Annotated in this window: 16 protein-coding genes; 8 read left to right on the forward strand and 8 right to left on the reverse strand. The window is 37.6% G+C overall.

What is annotated here, in order from left to right:
* Positions 1-161: 161 nt before the first annotated feature.
* Positions 162-2,282, reverse strand: a complete 2,121-nt coding sequence (locus OS139_RS04275) for an LTA synthase family protein (RefSeq protein ID WP_002306399.1) — start codon at positions 2,280-2,282, stop codon at positions 162-164.
* A gap of 229 nt (positions 2,283-2,511) precedes the next feature.
* Between OS139_RS04275 and OS139_RS04280 the strand changes: the two genes are divergently transcribed.
* From OS139_RS04280 to ybaK, 3 genes are read left to right on the forward strand one after another with little or no spacing between them, the layout of a single operon-like run.
* Positions 2,512-3,690, forward strand: coding sequence for a class I SAM-dependent rRNA methyltransferase (locus tag OS139_RS04280; RefSeq protein WP_325066810.1), 1,179 nt, complete (start codon positions 2,512-2,514; stop codon positions 3,688-3,690).
* A gap of 15 nt (positions 3,691-3,705) precedes the next feature.
* Positions 3,706-4,464 (forward strand): type I 3-dehydroquinate dehydratase, encoded by a 759-nt coding sequence (aroD, locus tag OS139_RS04285; RefSeq protein ID WP_002293935.1) that lies wholly within the window; start codon positions 3,706-3,708, stop codon positions 4,462-4,464.
* A gap of 22 nt (positions 4,465-4,486) precedes the next feature.
* Positions 4,487-4,972: a Cys-tRNA(Pro) deacylase gene (gene ybaK / locus OS139_RS04290; protein WP_002288577.1), complete on the forward strand. Its 486-nt coding sequence runs from the start codon at positions 4,487-4,489 to the stop codon at positions 4,970-4,972.
* A gap of 70 nt (positions 4,973-5,042) precedes the next feature.
* Here the strand turns inward: ybaK and OS139_RS04295 are convergent, their stop codons facing one another.
* Positions 5,043-6,296: an NAD(P)/FAD-dependent oxidoreductase gene (locus OS139_RS04295; protein WP_002293934.1), complete on the reverse strand. Its 1,254-nt coding sequence runs from the start codon at positions 6,294-6,296 to the stop codon at positions 5,043-5,045.
* A gap of 116 nt (positions 6,297-6,412) precedes the next feature.
* Between OS139_RS04295 and gdhA the strand changes: the two genes are divergently transcribed.
* Positions 6,413-7,762, forward strand: a complete 1,350-nt coding sequence (gene gdhA, locus OS139_RS04300) for an NADP-specific glutamate dehydrogenase (RefSeq protein WP_002306402.1) — start codon at positions 6,413-6,415, stop codon at positions 7,760-7,762.
* A 111-nt stretch (positions 7,763-7,873) separates the two neighbouring features.
* Positions 7,874-9,220 (forward strand): glucose-6-phosphate isomerase, encoded by a 1,347-nt coding sequence (locus OS139_RS04305; protein ID WP_002288574.1) that lies wholly within the window; start codon positions 7,874-7,876, stop codon positions 9,218-9,220.
* A gap of 304 nt (positions 9,221-9,524) precedes the next feature.
* Here OS139_RS04305 and OS139_RS04310 read toward each other — a convergent pair whose 3' ends face one another.
* Positions 9,525-9,911 (reverse strand): YxeA family protein, encoded by a 387-nt coding sequence (locus tag OS139_RS04310; protein ID WP_002288573.1) that lies wholly within the window; start codon positions 9,909-9,911, stop codon positions 9,525-9,527.
* A 267-nt stretch (positions 9,912-10,178) separates the two neighbouring features.
* Positions 10,179-10,328, reverse strand: coding sequence for a hypothetical protein (locus tag OS139_RS04315; protein WP_002293931.1), 150 nt, complete (start codon positions 10,326-10,328; stop codon positions 10,179-10,181).
* A gap of 462 nt (positions 10,329-10,790) precedes the next feature.
* On the opposite strand from OS139_RS04315, the gene OS139_RS04320 reads away from it, so the two are divergent.
* Positions 10,791-11,003, forward strand: coding sequence for a hypothetical protein (locus OS139_RS04320; protein ID WP_002297633.1), 213 nt, complete (start codon positions 10,791-10,793; stop codon positions 11,001-11,003).
* Positions 11,004-11,280: 277 nt separating this feature from the next.
* Here OS139_RS04320 and OS139_RS04325 read toward each other — a convergent pair whose 3' ends face one another.
* Both OS139_RS04325 and OS139_RS04330 read right to left on the reverse strand, forming a co-directional pair.
* Positions 11,281-13,080 carry a glycerophosphoryl diester phosphodiesterase membrane domain-containing protein gene (locus OS139_RS04325; protein ID WP_010829607.1) on the reverse strand — a complete coding sequence of 600 codons (1,800 nt, stop codon included), beginning with the start codon at positions 13,078-13,080 and terminating at the stop codon, positions 11,281-11,283.
* Between the two features lie 123 nt (positions 13,081-13,203).
* Positions 13,204-13,800: a TVP38/TMEM64 family protein gene (locus tag OS139_RS04330; RefSeq protein WP_002287776.1), complete on the reverse strand. Its 597-nt coding sequence runs from the start codon at positions 13,798-13,800 to the stop codon at positions 13,204-13,206.
* Between the two features lie 348 nt (positions 13,801-14,148).
* On the opposite strand from OS139_RS04330, the gene OS139_RS04335 reads away from it, so the two are divergent.
* Both OS139_RS04335 and OS139_RS04340 read left to right on the forward strand, forming a co-directional pair.
* On the forward strand, positions 14,149-14,493 hold the full coding sequence (locus tag OS139_RS04335; protein ID WP_002293927.1) for a carboxymuconolactone decarboxylase family protein: 345 nt from the start codon (positions 14,149-14,151) through the stop codon (positions 14,491-14,493).
* Positions 14,494-14,913, forward strand: a complete 420-nt coding sequence (locus OS139_RS04340) for a cupin domain-containing protein (RefSeq protein ID WP_002306407.1) — start codon at positions 14,494-14,496, stop codon at positions 14,911-14,913.
* 91 nt (positions 14,914-15,004) lie between these two features.
* On the opposite strand, the gene OS139_RS04345 is transcribed toward OS139_RS04340, so the two are convergent.
* Positions 15,005-15,358, reverse strand: coding sequence for a hypothetical protein (locus OS139_RS04345; protein WP_002293923.1), 354 nt, complete (start codon positions 15,356-15,358; stop codon positions 15,005-15,007).
* Positions 15,324-16,655 carry a DUF1576 domain-containing protein gene (locus tag OS139_RS04350; protein WP_002331481.1) on the reverse strand — a complete coding sequence of 444 codons (1,332 nt, stop codon included), beginning with the start codon at positions 16,653-16,655 and terminating at the stop codon, positions 15,324-15,326. Before OS139_RS04350 ends, OS139_RS04345 begins: the two co-directional genes overlap by 35 nt.
* Between the last annotated feature and the right edge of the window lie 73 nt (positions 16,656-16,728).

The following is a 16,728-nucleotide window of genomic DNA, read 5'->3' on the forward strand; positions in this document are numbered from 1 at the left end:
TGAAATCACGAATTAAAACCAGAAAATATTTTGTAAAAAGCAAGAGGTTGTGAAGAAGCTGCCCTATTCTATTACCGTAGATGCAAGCTTTTGAACACTGTTTATTCGAAAAAAGGAGCAGCGACAATAATTTTGTCGCTGCTCCTTTTAAATTTATTTTATCATTCGGAAGAACTTGTGGTCGTTCCGTGAAGTTCTTGGTACGTTTGCGTTTTATAAAGATCAACAGTTGATTGTCCGTTGTGTTCACTAAAGACACTAGTTGACTTGTCACCAAGAGATTTTTCAGCTTCTTTTAATTTCTCTAAGCCATTCTTATAGTCATAGTCGCTGGTGTCGATTGGATCTAATCCACTATTCGTATAGAAACGAAGAAGATCACCGTTATTGATTTGGTCAGAAACAGCTAACTGTTTATCAACTTTTTCTTTCAGTGAATCAATTTCATTTTGTACTTCCTCAGTAGGTTCAGTAATAGCTTCACCAGTTTCGTTACTATAGATCGTACCACCGTAGTAAGTATATTTTGGTGTAACAAAATCACCATCACGGAAAGAAACAAGCTGTTCATGATCTTTCGAGAATAGATCTTGTCCTAACTGAATATAATTTTTTGTATCTACACCTAGTAAGTGAAGTAATGTAGGCAAGGCATCAACTTGTCCGCCGTAAGTGTGATTGATTCCGCCCTGTGTTTGTCCAGGGATATGGATCATATAAGGGACACGCTGCATTTGTGCATTGTCGTAGTTTGTCCAAGTAGAACTTGTTTTTCCAACTAATTCAGCTAGATTTTTATTTCTTGAATTCGAGACACCGTAATGGTCACCGTAAAGGACGATGACTGAATTATCATACAAGCCGCTTTCTTTCAAATAATTGAAGAATTCTTGTACGGCGGTATCTAAATAATTGGCTGTCGCAAAGTAACCGTTGATCGTTTCATCATTTGTATTGGCTAACGGGAATCCTGCTTCGTCATTGGTGAATTTTGAATAAGGATAATGGTTAGATACAGCAATGAATTTTGAATAAAATGGTTGTTGCAGACGTTCCAAGTATTGTACGGATTGTTGGAAAAATGGTTTATCATGCAACCCGTATTGGAACGAATTGTCATCATTAACATCATAATAAGAAGAATCAAAGAAATAATCATATCCTAAATTCTTATAGGTCTCGTTTCGATTCCAGAATGTACCAGCGTTCCCATGGAATACCGCACTAGTGTAACCTTGTGTTTGACTTAAAATATCAGGTGCAGCTTGGAAAGTATTTTTTCCGCCTAATTGTGTGAACAAGGAGCCTTGATTCAAGCCAAACAATGAATTTTCCATCAGCGTTTCCGCATCGCTTGTTTTTCCTGCTTTTACTTGATGGAAAAAGTTGTCAAAACTGAACGTGCTGTTGCTGTGGTAAAGACTATTGATGAAAGGTGTAACTTCATGCTGGACACCATTCTCATCTGTCAATTTATAATCGATCAGGAATTGCTGGAAGCTTTCTAAATGGATATAAATCACATTTTTTCCTTTAGCGAGCCCGAACAAATCGTCATTTGGTGCTGCATAATGTTCTTTTACATAATTTTCTACTTCTTTCATATCATTGGGACTTGCTTCTGCCCGCACTTGGTTTGTCTGGTAAGTTTGAACACCGTCATAAACCATGAAAGCATTCAAGCCAAGATATTTGACCAAATAATCACGAGAGAATGTTCGAGTCAGCAATTCTGGACGATCAGCTTCCGCCATAAAAAGATTTCCTGAGAAAATCATAACTGCTAATGTAGAGATCGCAAAAGCCATTCTTGCTCGGATCGGGCGAGGGTCCAACTTGATTTTTTTTGCAATCAGCAGAACAGCCAAGATAATAAAATCGATCCAATAGATCACATCATATGGGCGAAACAGTCGAATGGCACTTTCTCCCAGACCACTCGCTACTTTCCCAGCACCTAAAATCGTGTTGATCGTAATGAAGTCCGTGAATTCTCGATAATAAGTGACATTCGAAAAAACAAGCAATGTCAAAAGAAAATAAATGACCATCATCGTGATATAAGCAACTCTAGGGCGTCTGATATAAAGAGCAATTCCAAGTAATAACAATGTAGTTGCAATAGGGTTGATAAACAAGATAAAGTATTGAATGCCACTTTCGATTCCGAGATGGAAATCAACTAAATAGGCAAAAATCGTTTTCAACCAAAGTAAAACGACTAGTAAAGAAAAAAATCCGAGCCTCTTATTCAAAAAGGCAGGTGTTTTTATATATTTCAAGATAATCTTCCTTTCTGCACTTCTTAATCACAGAAGTGTCATGAAACCATGTTACACAGCTCACTTATTCTCATTTATTTTACTAGTATGACAATATAGTGTCAATTGAAACCAGAAGTTTATGCTGTTTCATTAAGGTTTTCTTTAAGCTTCATGAAAAAATGAGCAGTAAGACAAGTCCTATGTTTTTTGTTATACTTGGGAAGAGAAAGCTAAAGCAGGTGAAGGAATGAAAGTACAAGTAAAAAAAAGAGCAAGCAATCGATTGAAAAAAGGATATCCACTGATCCAAAAAGAAGACCTTGCTCATCCCCAAAAAGAAACCACGCAATGGGTGGAATTAGTTGATTCGCAAAACCAATTTATCGCAAAAGGATATCTAGGAAAGCAGAATAAGGGAATCGGTTGGGTATTGAGCCAGCAGAACATTTCATTTGATCAATCTTTTTTTGAAGAACTTTTTGTGAAGTCAAAAGAAAAAAGAACTTTCTTTTTTTCAGATGATTCTACTACCGCTTTTCGTATATTCAATGGAGAAGGAGACGGGATCGGCGGTCTGATTATTGATTATTATGCAGGCTATGCTGTTTTTTCTTGGTATAACGAAACGTTATATGCACATCGTGAATTATTGATTCAAGCTTTTCGTGAAATCTACCCGGAAATCATAGGAGGCTATGAGAAAATTCGGTTTGAATCAGTAAATCTGCCTGAGAGCCAGTTCATTTACGGAAAAGAGGCACCGGAACCCTTGATCGTAAAAGAAAACGGAGTCAAATTTGCCGTTTATTTAAATGAAGGATTAATGACTGGGATCTTTTTAGACCAAAAAGAAGTACGGGGATCATTAGCAGAAGGTTTCGCTTCTGGGAAAACAGTTTTGAACATGTTTAGTTATACCGGCGCCTTTTCTGTTGCTGCCGCAATGGGAGGGGCAATCGAAACAACAAGTGTCGATCTAGCAAAACGCAGTTTAAAAAAAACACAGGAACAGTTTGAAGTGAATGGTTTGGATGTCGATCAGCAAAAAATCATTGTTATGGACGTATTCGAGTATTTCAAATACGCCAAAAGAAAACAATTTTTATATGACATGATTGTATTGGATCCACCAAGTTTTGCCAGAAATAAGAAAAAAGTCTTTCGCGTAGCAAAAGATTACGGGGAACTGGTCAAGGATAGTCTGGATATTTTAGCAGAAGACGGGATACTTATTGCGTCTACAAATGCTGCGAATGTCTCGATAGAACAATTCCAAACAATGATTGAAGAGGAATTCCATGCCAAAAATGTTTCTTTTGAACAACTTGCTTTATATCGTCTGCCAAAAGATTTCCAGACGACGGATACCTTTTTAGAAGGCAATTATCTGAAAGTGTTTGTTTATCAAATTAAAAATAACCATTAGAAGGAGCGATGCAGAATGGTTCGGGTAAAGGGATTGAATATAGGAAGCGGTAGACCAAAGATTTGTGCGCCTCTTATCGGGGCCGTCCGAGAGGAAGTATTACGTGAAGCAGTTCTTGCACGTGAAGCAGGGGCCGATTTAGTCGAATGGCGAGTCGATCATTATCGTGAAGTTTTTTCTTTTGATGAAGTAGCAGAAACATTGGTTCTTATCCATGAGATGCTTGATGGACTGCCGTTATTATTTACGTTTCGTACCTTAGCTGAAGGCGGAGAACAAGACATATCGATCCGTCAGTATCGCGACCTTTATGAACATGTGATACACACAGGATTAGTAGATATGGTCGATATCGAGTTGTTCAAAGTAGAAAGTCTAGGAAAAAGACTGATAGAGGAAATCAAGTCTTTAAACATTCCTTTAATTATTAGTAGTCATGATTTTAAAGAAACACCAGCAGACCCTGTCTTGCTTTACCGATTGAATGTTATGGAACATTTTGGAGCCGATATCGGAAAACTGGCAGTAACTCCCAATAATGAACGAGATGTTTTGCGGTTGATGGAGTTGACTAGACGGGCAAATGCTTTTGTCTCCATGCCTATTATTACGATGTCCATGGGAAATCTTGGTAAAATTTCTCGTCTGGCTGGCGGAACGACGGGTTCCGTTATGACATTTGGTTCCTTAAGCAGCGATTCTACTTCTGCTCCAGGACAATTACCGGTCAAAGCATTGAAGCAAATTATTCAATTATTAAATGAACCGTTGTAGAACAAGTTTGAGGTGATATTTTTTGGCAAAGAAAAAAATAGTAAAAACGAATGCAATCCGTATGGTCGAACAAAAAAAGATTCCCTATACAGAGCACGAATATGAGTGGGACGAAAGCCACCTAAGTGCGTCATCGGTCGCTGAACAGCTTCCAGAAAGCCAATCTCGTATATTTAAAACACTGGTTGCTGTGGGCAATGTGACGGGGCCTCTTGTTGCTGTGATACCGGGAGAAGCCGAATTGAATCTAAAAAAATTAGCAAAAGTTTCAGGGAATAAAAAAGTAGAAATGCTCCATTTAAAAGATTTGGAAGCAACGACCGGATACATACGTGGTGGCTGCTCGCCTATAGGTATGAAAAAACTATTTCCTACTTATTTAGATCAAATTGCAGAAAGCTATGAACAAATCATTGTCTCGGCTGGCAGAAGAGGGCTACAGATGGAGTTAGCACCTCAAGATATCTGTGCATTAACGAGCGGACAATTTGCAGATATAAAACAATAAATCATACGTATAAAAGAAAGAAGGAGGCCGGGATGTTGTTTGCCCAGTCTTCTTCTTTCTTTTTTATACATTATGCTCTTTGCCCAGCATTCATTCCTGCTACATGCCCTGTAGCGAAAGCCGCTGTGATATTAAAGCCGCCAGTATAACCATTGACATCCAGTAATTCTCCCGCAAAATACAGACCATCAATGATTTTACTCTCCAACGTTTTAGGATGAATTTCCTTTAGAGAAACCCCTCCGCCAGTTACAAATGATTTCTCAATAGGAAAAGTCTTGTTGATTGATAGCTTAAACTCTTTGCATAATTGAACGAAATCTTGAATTTGTTTTTGAGAGGCTTGTTGTCCTGTCAGATGATCCATTTCAAGCCGCTCAAGAAAGAAAACCAACAATCGCTCAGGTAATAGACCGTGCCAGGCATTTACCAAGTTCTTTTTGGTGGTTTTACTTTTTTCTGTCAATAAATGAATAAGCTCTTGTTTGGTTTGTGTAGGGAAACAATCCAGAGAAAGTGTCACTGGTTCTCCCGTTTTCTCTAATTCTTTATTGACAAAACTTGAACAACGCAGTGCAGCCGGACCAGAAATACCGAAATGGGTGAAAAGTAAATCCATCGTATGTTCAGTCAATACACGACCTTTTTTATTTAAAACGCGTAAAGTGATGTCTTGTAAAGAAAGCCCTTGAAGTGTTTTCTCCTGAATATACGGTTCATCCGATATCAAGGGGGACTCTGTCGCATAAAGAGGCGTCACCGTGTGACCCACTCGCTTCACGATCTTGTACCCATCTCCAGTAGAACCAGTAGATGGATAAGTCCGTCCACCAGTTGTTAAGATAACGGCAGGAGCATGGAACTCTTCGAATTCCGTGCGTATACCGTAAATTTTATGTTCTTTGTGGATCAATTTCTCTACTCGAGTAGAGAATAGAAGCGTCACATCTAGTTCTTTCAGACGATTGAGCAATGCTTCGATAATCGTTTTTGATTTATTTGTTACAGGAAACATCCGTCCATGATCCTCTTCTTTTAAATGTACGCCTTGTGATTCAAAGAAGTTCATGATATCGAAATTATTCCATTGCGCAAACGTACTATATAAAAACTTTCCATTTCCAGGAATATGTGCAATCAAATCATCAACAGGACGATTGTTCGTAACATTGCACCGACCACCACCTGTCATCAGTAGTTTTTTTCCTGCTTTTTTGTTTTTTTCGATCAAGAGTACGCGTGCGCCTTGTTCAGCTGCACTGATCGCTGCCATCATCCCGCTTGTTCCAGCGCCGACTACGATCACATCATACAGTTTTTCCATTCCCTCACCTCAAGGAAAGTGTAGCATATCTGAAGAAAGAAAACAGAAAAAAATGTTTTGAGCCAAAAGAGAAAATGAGCTAAAATGAGGGAAGATAAGCAAAGGAGCGTGGAACGATGACAAACGCAACAGAATATGTTCAAGCAATTCAAGAAAAGCTACATCAAAAGGATCAAGGGCAAGAAGAATTTTTACAAGCAATCGATGAATTCATGCCCACGGTTATGTCTTTTTTGGACACTCATCCCGAATATATCGAAAAGAATATCTTAGAACTTTTAACGGAACCAGAAAGAATTATTCAATTTCGAGTGCCTTGGCAAGATGATGAAGGAAACTGGCGAGTAAATAGAGGGTACCGTATCCAATACAACTCAGCTATCGGCCCTTATAAAGGTGGATTGCGCTTCCATCCTAGTGTCAATCTAAGTATCTTGAAATTTTTGGCTTTCGAACAGATTTTCAAGAATAGTTTAACCGGTCTGCCAATCGGTGGAGGAAAAGGCGGAAGTGACTTCGATCCTAAAGGAAAATCTGATAATGAGATCATGCGTTTTTGTCAAAGTTTCATGCTGGAATTGTCAAAACATATCGGCCCATCGATTGATGTTCCTGCGGGAGATATCGGTGTAGGAGCTAGAGAAATCGGCTATTTGTTCGGCGAATATAAACGATTGAAAAAATATGATACTGGTGTGTTGACAGGTAAACCTTTGGATTTTTGGGGAAGTAAGATACGTACGGAAGCTACTGGTTATGGATTAGTGTATTATGTCAAACATCTATTGAACGAAGAAAAAGATTCATTTAATCAAAAAACAGTTTTTGTTTCCGGAAGCGGGAATGTAGCCATTTATGCAATCGAAAAAGTGCAAGAGCTAGGCGGGAAAGTTGTTACATGTTCAGATTCTAGCGGGTATATCTATGATCCAGAAGGAATAGATGTGAAACTATTGAAAGAAGTCAAAGAAATCAATAGACAACGTTTGACGGAATACGCAAACCAACGTCCTTCTGCTATTTATCATGCTGGAGAATCTGTTTGGACATTGAAAGAAAAAGCGGATATCGCTTTGCCATGTGCTACTCAAAATGAAATAGACGAAAGCTTGGCCGAAATCTTAGTAGAAAATGGGATCAAAATCGTAGCAGAAGGCGCTAATATGCCATGTACAGTAAAAGCTGTTTCTGTTCTTCATGAAGCAGGCGTGTGGTATTGTCCAGGAAAAGCTGCTAATGCTGGAGGAGTGGCAGTATCTGCTTTAGAAATGAGTCAGAACGCCCAGCGATTGACTTGGGAAAGAGAGCAAGTGGATGAGCAGCTGGATCAAATCATGGAAACGATTTACCATACGTGTCGCCAAACAGCAGCCGAGTACGGCGACGAAAAAAATCTGCTTCTTGGAGCAAATGTTGCTGGATTTGAAAAAGTTGCCAAAGCAATGGCAGCAGAAGGTTTAGTTTGAAAAGTGAAACTTTCTTGGAAATATTGTCAGCATTTTGTTTATTTGCTTGAAAAATAATAAAAAAAAACGTAAAGTATTACCTGTAGAGTAAACCTATAAGGAGGAGAACAAATGGCACACATTCATTTTGACTATTCAAAAGTAGCACCGTTTGTCAACGAACAAGAGTTAGGGTACATGCAAAGCCAAGTAACAGCAGCCCACAACGAATTACGGGAAGGTACTGGCGCAGGAAGCGACTTCCGCGGCTGGATCGATTTACCAACGAACTATGACAAAGAAGAATTTGCACGTATCAAAGAAGCAGCTAAAAAAATCCAATCTGATTCTGAAGTATTAGTTGTTATCGGTATCGGTGGTTCTTATTTAGGCGCTCGTGCAGCGATCGACTTCTTGAATCACACATTCTTCAATTTATTAGATAGCAACACAAGAAAAGCACCACAAATCTTCTTTGCCGGAAATTCAATCAGCTCAACATATATTGCTGACTTGATCGAAGTAATCGGTGATCGCGACTTTTCAGTAAACGTTATTTCAAAATCTGGAACAACTACTGAACCAGCGATTGCGTTCCGTGTATTCAAAGAGCTTCTTGTTAAGAAATATGGACAAGAAGAAGCAAACAAACGTATCTACGCTACAACAGATAAAGCAAAAGGTGCAGTTAAAGTAGAAGCAGATGCAGAAGGTTGGGAAACTTTCGTGATTCCTGATGACATCGGCGGACGTTTCTCTGTATTAACTGCTGTTGGTTTGTTACCAATCGCTGTTAGTGGTGCAGATATCGATGCATTGATGCAAGGTGCCGCTGATGCAAGCAAAGCATACTCAAGCGACAAACTAGAAGAAAACGAAGCTTACCAATACGCAGCAATGCGCAACATTCTTTACCGTAAAGGCAAAGTAACTGAGTTGTTGATCAACTATGAACCAGGAATGCAATACTTCTCAGAATGGTGGAAACAATTGTATGGTGAATCTGAAGGAAAAGACCAAAAAGGCATCTATCCTTCAAGCGCAAACTTCTCAACTGATTTGCACTCTTTAGGACAATTCATCCAAGAAGGACGTCGCAATATTTTTGAAACAGTTGTGAAGGTTGAAAAACCTCGTAAATCAATCACAATTCCTGAACAAGCAGAAGATTTAGACGGTCTAGGCTACTTGCAAGGAAAAGAAGTGGACTTCGTAAATACAAAAGCATTTGAAGGAACATTGCTTGCTCATACAGACGGTGACGTGCCTAACTTGCTAGTCAAAATTCCAGAAATGGATGCTTATACATTGGGTTATACAATGTACTTCTTTGAAATTGCTGTAGGTATTTCAGGTTACTTGAATGGAATCAACCCATTCGACCAACCAGGTGTAGAAGCTTACAAGAAAAACATGTTCGCACTTCTAGGCAAACCAGGCTTTGAAGATCTTGCGAAAGAATTGAACGAACGCCTGTAAGATAAGGTTTTTTCGCTAAATTTAAAAAATCAGTGATAGAAACATGTTCGCTTTAAAATGAAAACTGGTACCCATTTAGGTACTCAAACATACTGCATCGTTTATTCAGAATAAGGGGCTGTGACAAGACTTTTGTCACAGTCCCTTGTTTGTATAGAAATCGATTGATTGCCTTGTTCTTTAGTTTGATTTAGGACTTTAAGAACAGTGAGGCTGACTTCGAAGACCAATTCTATTTTTTCGTTTTCTAAAATCAACAAAAAAAGCACTCACTTCGAGTGCTTTTTTACGATATATTCTTAGCTTAAGATAGGCCTAATTTTTCTTTTACAGATGAGGGTACCTTATCGCTGGTAATTACTTTTTTCTCTATGATCCGCTTTTCGCTTGCTTTCAACTGCAAGATCGTTCCTTCGGGGTAAGCAGAACCATTGGCAGAGTCACCAGAAGTAATGACATCGAAATCTAACTGTCTTTTTTCACCGTTTTCAGCATAAGCATCTACGTTGTATTTAAAACCTCTTCCAATTACTTCCCCATTATCTGCTTTGATATCAGTTTCTGCAGGCATTGGAGCTTTGACTACCGCATAATAATCTTTACCTACATAAGTAGACTGATAGTAGTCCCAACCTTTCCATCCTATAAAAGCAATCAATATGATAACGATCAACCCTAAAATTTTTTTCATGAAAGATCTCCTTTTTTATTTTTATTATATTAAATATTATACAGATAATAACGGAATATTATCATCGAAACAGCTAACAAAATTGTCATAAAAAACGAGATGGTTGATATTAGAACTTGTGTTTTTGTTTAGATCTAGAGATAAAGAGAGACAATTTCCAAATATATGTAATGAATACAAAAAGACGTTTGTCGCGGATTACCGTTACAAACGTCTTTTATTGATTTTCCGAGATCTCATCAGTCGCCATTTGGAATGGTTCACTCCTTATCTAGATTCGTTTAATGCTCGGACTGCTTGTTCGATTGTAATACCAAACGCAACGTTATTTTCGTTTTGTGCATCAATCGCCATAAAACGGTTAGAAGTTGTATCAAAAGCTACGCGGTATTGCATATTTGTTTTTGTAAACGTCATAAAATCCATCTCCTTTGTAATGTAATTTAGTTCTTGAAAGTTTCCTTTAAACTTTCGAACTTATACCAAGTTTAGCATCGTACGTTTTTTGATGCAATTAAAAAGCATTTATCATTTTCCTTATTTATTTTTTCTTAAATGGTTTAGCTATTTTCTTTTAATCCGATAAGTAGCCCAATCATCAAGGTTACAAATACTATTGCTTGAATATAAATCATATGCTCACCTCTTTATAAATAACTTAGCAATATAAAGAAAAAAACGCACGAACAACATAGGAATATAAACAAACGTTTTTGTCACAACGTCTAAGATCGTGTTAAAAAATAGTTATCTAAAAAGCAGAAAGATACTCAAAATAAAAAATAAAAAAATGAATAAAAACGTTTTCAAATATAAGGTAATTTGTTATTATAAAATAAAGAAAAAACAAAATAAAAATAAAGAAAAAGAGGGAATGAAATGGTAAAAGCAGAAGTAGGAAGATCTTATATATGCAAACCGATCGGAGTATCTCATGAACTAATCGGCTGTATTGAACGTACATATATCAACACGGCTGTCGTGTATGTTGAAAGTTATGACCAACGAGACTATCAACTTATCAATGAAAGCAAGTATCGCATGCTCGTAAAATTCTGTGATATTAGCGCACCTGCTGAATTGGTTTCTTAAACAGTATTTTTGAGAATTCGCAAGAACTCCCTTATAATGTAAATAAAGACAGAAGGGAGCGAGAAGATATGCCAAAAAGAAAAAGTTCAGGGAAAATGGGAATTATTCTTGCAGTGATCTCTGCAATTCCTGCTATTTTAGCTATTGTTCGTGCGATGAAGGAATCAAGAGAAAGTTAAGCACACATTATGAGCATCAAACAAAAAACGCATATACCTGCGGTGGCAGGTTATGCGTTTTTTGTTGTATAAAGACTTTTTTCATTAACGATTTTTGATCAGCCGACTCCCAAAACAAAATTTAGCAGTTTATCTGAATAAGTGATTTCTTCATCTGTTTGTTTCACACTTTCATTTAGTAGTCCCATCTCATCGGTTATGATACCATCCACACCATAAAAGATCATGCGACTCATGGCATCTGAATCGTTGATTGTCCATACATATACTTCTTTTCCGTCTTGGTGGGCAGAATTAATGAAGTTACGGTTGATCGTACTATATTCCATTGTCAGAAAATCAGCAGGCGTCACAGGGGGCCCAACAATATTGAAAGGTAAGATGTAGCCCACATAAAAGTTTGGTTCTGCTTCTTTTAAATCTGAAACGGTTTGGTACGTCAAACTTTGCAAAATATGATGGTTCTCTAAGATAACTTTGCGGTATTTATGGACAAATCGTTCGACAAGGTCATCCGAATCTTTTTTAGAGGTCTTGATCTCAATAAGTAATTTTTGGTTTAGCTTATGTGCTTTTTCCAAATAAGAATCAAAAGAACAAACAGGGGCTTGCACTCCGTTTTCAGTAACTGTAAGATTTGTCAATTCTTTCAATGTAAGATCCTGTGGTGTTCCATTTACCCCTGTTAAGTGACGAAGATTTGCATCATGCATCACTACGAAATGACCATCTTTTGTTTCCTGAACATCCATCTCTACATAATCAGGATGATAGTCTCTGCTTGTTTTTTCAAGTGCTTCTAAAGTATTTTGCGCCCCATTTTGGGTACTCACACCTCTGTGAGAGACAGTCACTGGTTTTGTCTGAACAGCTGAAGTCAGATAATCCATATTGTAAAGACAGACGCCAATACCGAAAAAAACTGCAAAAAGAGTCAAACCAGTGTTTTTCAGCGCAGAGAAACGCAAGTTGGGGGCTTGTGGGATAAACCACTTAGGGATCTCAGGCAAGAAGCCTTCGTCATCCATGAAATCAACAATGATATAAAAAATCCCTACGGTAGACATCACGATGTTGAATAATAAAATCCCTTGTAAAAGCGTCATAGCAAACACAGCGCTGATCAATGCATAGTCTGGGAAAAATTGTTCAACCATACTTTGTGCCAAAATAACAACGATATATCCTAAAGAAGAAAGGAGTAAAATCGTACCGCCAATCACAATAAATTGGCCCGTGATGGCCAAAAGACGCGATTTGGTCAATGACCAGCTTTCCCGAATGGCTGCTCGAAAAGGACGATCTCGTAGAATCATTTCCGGTAAAGCAAAAATCAGTCGAATCCCAATATAGCCAAGGAAAATATAAACGAGTAAAAAGGAACTGACGATGATCCAACGATTAGCAAAAATAAAATCCATAATGAAAGCGGGGATTTTTATTTTTGACAGTAGATCAGAATTAAAACTTAATCCGCTGATCGGTAGAATCAATAAAAAATAAGCAAGGAAAAACAAAAAAGTAATGGGTCTCACTTTCTTCAGCTGAAGTATCGTCAAGTGTAAGAGTTGCTTCAAAGAGATTGGTTCTTTCTTTTTAATAAAAAAGACACTCATCAAAAGAAAAGTAAATTCGAAATAAACTAACAGTAAAATCATCATCAAAACTACGATTAACGAGAGTAGAACTCCAGGATGTTGAGAAAAAATTGAAGGAATATTGTCATAAGACAAATAGTCAATTGCCCCTCGGTGTAAAATAAAACGGGTCGTACTGCTCAATAAGGGTAAACAAATAAATAAAATAAAGCCATGCATCAGCAAGACATCACGGAAATAAGCTTGTGTTCCTTTTAAAAAGTCCCAAGCATTACCTAAGCTACGTTTTAAATAATTCATCCTATCACCTGCTCTTCACATTGTAGCGCAAATCTAATGAAAAAGGAAAGGGTGCAGTGTGTTTTGCAGCCCCTTTCCCAGATTTAACATTGTCAATCAATGACTAATTTTGCAAAATAAATATTATCCAAGAAGACCACTTAGATATTGGCCTCCATAAATCAAGGCCATACTATATAAGAAAATCGACAGTGGTTTAGCAATCAAAATGATTAGTGTATATCGTTTCACTGACATGTTTGTCAATCCAGCCATCAAACATAACGCATCGTCAGGAGCAACTGGAAGAAAAATAGCTAGAGCAAACAGCTTCTCAAAGCGGTTTTGATTATCCAGCCAGCCAATATATTTGTTATATGTCTTATCGCTAATCATGGAAAGTATGAATGGCTTTCCATAACGACGCCCTAGCAGAAAAATGATAATCGAACCAATGCAGATTCCAATATAGTTATAGATAAATCCAGCATAAGGGCCAAATATCAGGACACCAGCTGCAGTACTGATCCCTCCAGGAATGATTGGAATAACTACTTGCAGGATTTGGATGAAGACAAAAATAATCGGTCCTAAAATGATGGAATCACCTACTAATCCTCTTAACGCATTCAAATCTTTGAAAACACCTAAATTAATAAAATAAATCGTCAGCGCGATTGATAGGCCTAATCCGATAATGGATATGAAATTTATCAGTTTTCGAGAGGCAGCAATATTCATTATTCATCAACTCCTTAGAGGTTCTTTGTTAACTATACTTTACTATAAAAGCAACTAACTGCGCCATTTTTTGATATGACAGAAAACAAACAATTTTGTAAGTTCATCATAAGTATAAAAGATTGATCTCAAAAAAACATCCAACTAAAGACTTATTTAATAACTTGTTTTTTTTAAATAAAAAAAGCGTTAGCAACTATGCTTAAAAAGCATATCGACTGAATAAACTAAGCATTGGACAGGCTGAAAGACTACATTTAAAATGAAATGCGAAGAAACAATAGAAAATAAAGTTGCCTTAGAACCATAGTTGAATCACCTAACAGTCGTGAAGGGAGAATAAGAGAAGTGGCAGAAAAACAAACCGCAGGACGAGATCAATTAGGAGATTTTGCACCAAAATTTGCAGAATTGAATGATGATGTTTTATTTGGACAAGTATGGTCCAGAGAAGAATTATCTGCTCATCAGCGTAGTATCATCACCATATCTTCATTAATTTCAGGAGGAAATTTTGAACAATTGCCAGCTCATCTGAAGATTGGCAAACAAAATGGCATTACTGGTGAAGAAATAGCAGAAATCATTACCCATTTAGCTTTTTATGTAGGATGGCCAAAAGCTTGGTCAGCTTTTAACTTAGCAAAAGAAATCTATCTAGAAGGAAACAGCGTAAACAAGAAAGAGGCGTAAATGATGACAAAATACGAAGAAATACACAATGGCGTGATTTTTCCAGCAGGGGAAAAAAACGAAGCTTACGCTCAGGTATTTACTGGGCAAAGCTATCTGAATATGTTAGTGAATGATCCCGAAGTTTCTGTTGGTGTAGGGAATGTAACATTTGAACCAGGTTGTCGTAATCACTGGCATGTCCATACGGATGGATATCAAATCTTACTTGTGACTGGCGGAGAAGGATGGTACCAGGAAGAAGGAAAGCCAGCAAGACGATTAAGAGCTGGAGACGTTGTGGTGACGCACAAAGGAATCAAACACTGGCATGGTGCTACAAAAGACAGTTGGTTTGAACATTTAGCGATCACTTCCGGAAACTCAGAGTTTTTAGAACCTGTAACAGATGAAGTGTATGAAGGATTGGAAAATCAATAATGTCAAGCTTGAACAGCTCCTGAAAGTAGATTTTAATCGAACTTTCAGGAGCTGCTTTTTTGATTCAGTCTTTTATAAATAGAAAATAGGGTTAATAATAGGAACGAGGAGAAGCACGTCGAAAGATCTTAATATTGATAATCGGCTGGGCGTACATGATTTCCACGTCATCAATCAAACTACCTAACAGATGATAATCTTCCCGATCATGTCGGGGATTACCTAATAGTTCCTGATAGTAGATTTCCATACTAGGGTCCCGAGGATTGTTCAGCAAATCAGCAAGTACATCTAAATCTTCTGGCTGAGTTTCTGCCGTACCCTGTATCTCTATGAAAAGCCCTTCCTCAGCAAATTCTACTCCAATACGTATTTCAGTTATTTCATGGGAATATAAATAAGTAAGAAGCTCATCGATGATTCTTTTTGATAATTCTTTTTCCAAGTGTCTTTTTTTCCTTTCTGACAGCGGTAAAGTTATCTAGTATCGGTACAAGGATACCTGCAACGAAACCAGTTGAAAAACCACTGTTATATAGATTTAGTCCTCCGTGTAAAGTGCTGACGTTATGGACAAGAGCAATATGTAGCACACCAGCTATTACACCGTAAAAACTGCCGTAAAAACCGCTTATGGGCGCGAGACCTGTCCCAAACACAGCTGCAACAAGCATGCCAGTACTGGTGATCTCATGAAAAGTTCCAAACAAAGAAGCAATAAATATTCCGACTAGTATCGGAAAACTGTTTTTTAAATGACAACCAAAAGCACTGAAACCAACCGCAGATAAAATAGCACCGATGACAGGTCCATTTAACTGACCGCCAACCAGTAAAACATAAGAAGACAGCATCAGACCAACTAAGCCCATGTTGATCAAAGTAGCACCAATACCAGAATTAGCAATGAAATCAGTTGTCAATTTTCCAGATGAATCGAAAATCTCTCGAATCCCCGAAAGCCGAAAGGAATTATAATAGAAACCAATTCCGACTGTCAGCGAAAAAAAGCCAAAAATAATCCAAATGAGAGGAAAGTGATATTCATTGGAAACCAATGTATTTTCGACGATTGAATAGCTGAATAACCTCAAAACAGCAGTAAAAGTCATCGCAATCAACCCAGAGGTGAATCCAATATTATAAAGTGTGAATCCACGATGGAAAACTAAAGTTTGAGCAGCTAAGGGCGGAAGAAGTAGACCAATTGCTATGCCAGCTAAATTCCCCAATAAAATACCTATCAGTAAAGGAAAACGCATACCAAAAGTGATATAACTAACGACCGGTGATAATGCGCTACCAAACAGTCCGATCATGATGTACTGAGAAAAAGGTTTATTGACAAATACAGCGTATAGATACACACCTAAAATGATTGAGATAGAATTATAAAGGTTTTTGCCAAAAAAAGAGAAACCGGTAACTGTTAGAATCGAAGCAAATAAGGGACCGTTTAAAAACACCTTGTGCCGATAAGCTAAAAGCACAGAAAGTAAGGTCAAAATCCCCACATTTATGAATGCGCTTCCGAAACCGCCTAAAGCAAAATAATCTGTCAAAAGATTGCTTGGCGAGGTAAGAATAGTTAGCAATCCACTCCAATTATCAGTAGGAGTACCAGAAAGCAAGCCAATAAAAAGAAAAAAAGCACCTGTAAAACCAAGATAAAAATACTTTCTTTTCTGTGAAACGATTCGTTTTTGAGGATGAATATAAATAACGTCAGTTTCGTTTTCCATTACACACCTTCTTTTTCATTTTCTTTAACTATAACTTGAAATGAAAGATTTGGTCAACTATCATTTAGGTCAA

This window comes from Enterococcus sp. E4-223, from assembly GCF_035727065.1.
Lineage (GTDB): Bacteria > Bacillota > Bacilli > Lactobacillales > Enterococcaceae > Enterococcus_B > Enterococcus_B faecium.

What these genes read in the sequence shown, in the direction of transcription:
- OS139_RS04320 (WP_002297633.1), top strand. Translation starts at nt 10,791, where the DNA reads ATGGTAAAAGCAGAAGTAGGAAGATCTTATATATGCAAACCGATCGGA.
- gdhA (WP_002306402.1), top strand. Translation starts at nt 6,413, where the DNA reads ATGACAAACGCAACAGAATATGTTCAAGCAATTCAAGAAAAGCTACAT.
- OS139_RS04330 (WP_002287776.1), bottom strand. Translation starts at nt 13,800, where the DNA reads ATGAATATTGCTGCCTCTCGAAAACTGATAAATTTCATATCCATTATC.
- OS139_RS04280 (WP_325066810.1), top strand. Translation starts at nt 2,512, where the DNA reads ATGAAAGTACAAGTAAAAAAAAGAGCAAGCAATCGATTGAAAAAAGGA.
- OS139_RS04305 (WP_002288574.1), top strand. Translation starts at nt 7,874, where the DNA reads ATGGCACACATTCATTTTGACTATTCAAAAGTAGCACCGTTTGTCAAC.
- OS139_RS04295 (WP_002293934.1), bottom strand. Translation starts at nt 6,296, where the DNA reads ATGGAAAAACTGTATGATGTGATCGTAGTCGGCGCTGGAACAAGCGGG.
- OS139_RS04315 (WP_002293931.1), bottom strand. Translation starts at nt 10,328, where the DNA reads ATGACGTTTACAAAAACAAATATGCAATACCGCGTAGCTTTTGATACA.
- OS139_RS04325 (WP_010829607.1), bottom strand. Translation starts at nt 13,080, where the DNA reads ATGAATTATTTAAAACGTAGCTTAGGTAATGCTTGGGACTTTTTAAAA.
- OS139_RS04310 (WP_002288573.1), bottom strand. Translation starts at nt 9,911, where the DNA reads ATGAAAAAAATTTTAGGGTTGATCGTTATCATATTGATTGCTTTTATA.
- OS139_RS04340 (WP_002306407.1), top strand. Translation starts at nt 14,494, where the DNA reads ATGATGACAAAATACGAAGAAATACACAATGGCGTGATTTTTCCAGCA.
- aroD (WP_002293935.1), top strand. Translation starts at nt 3,706, where the DNA reads ATGGTTCGGGTAAAGGGATTGAATATAGGAAGCGGTAGACCAAAGATT.
- OS139_RS04350 (WP_002331481.1), bottom strand. Translation starts at nt 16,655, where the DNA reads ATGGAAAACGAAACTGACGTTATTTATATTCATCCTCAAAAACGAATC.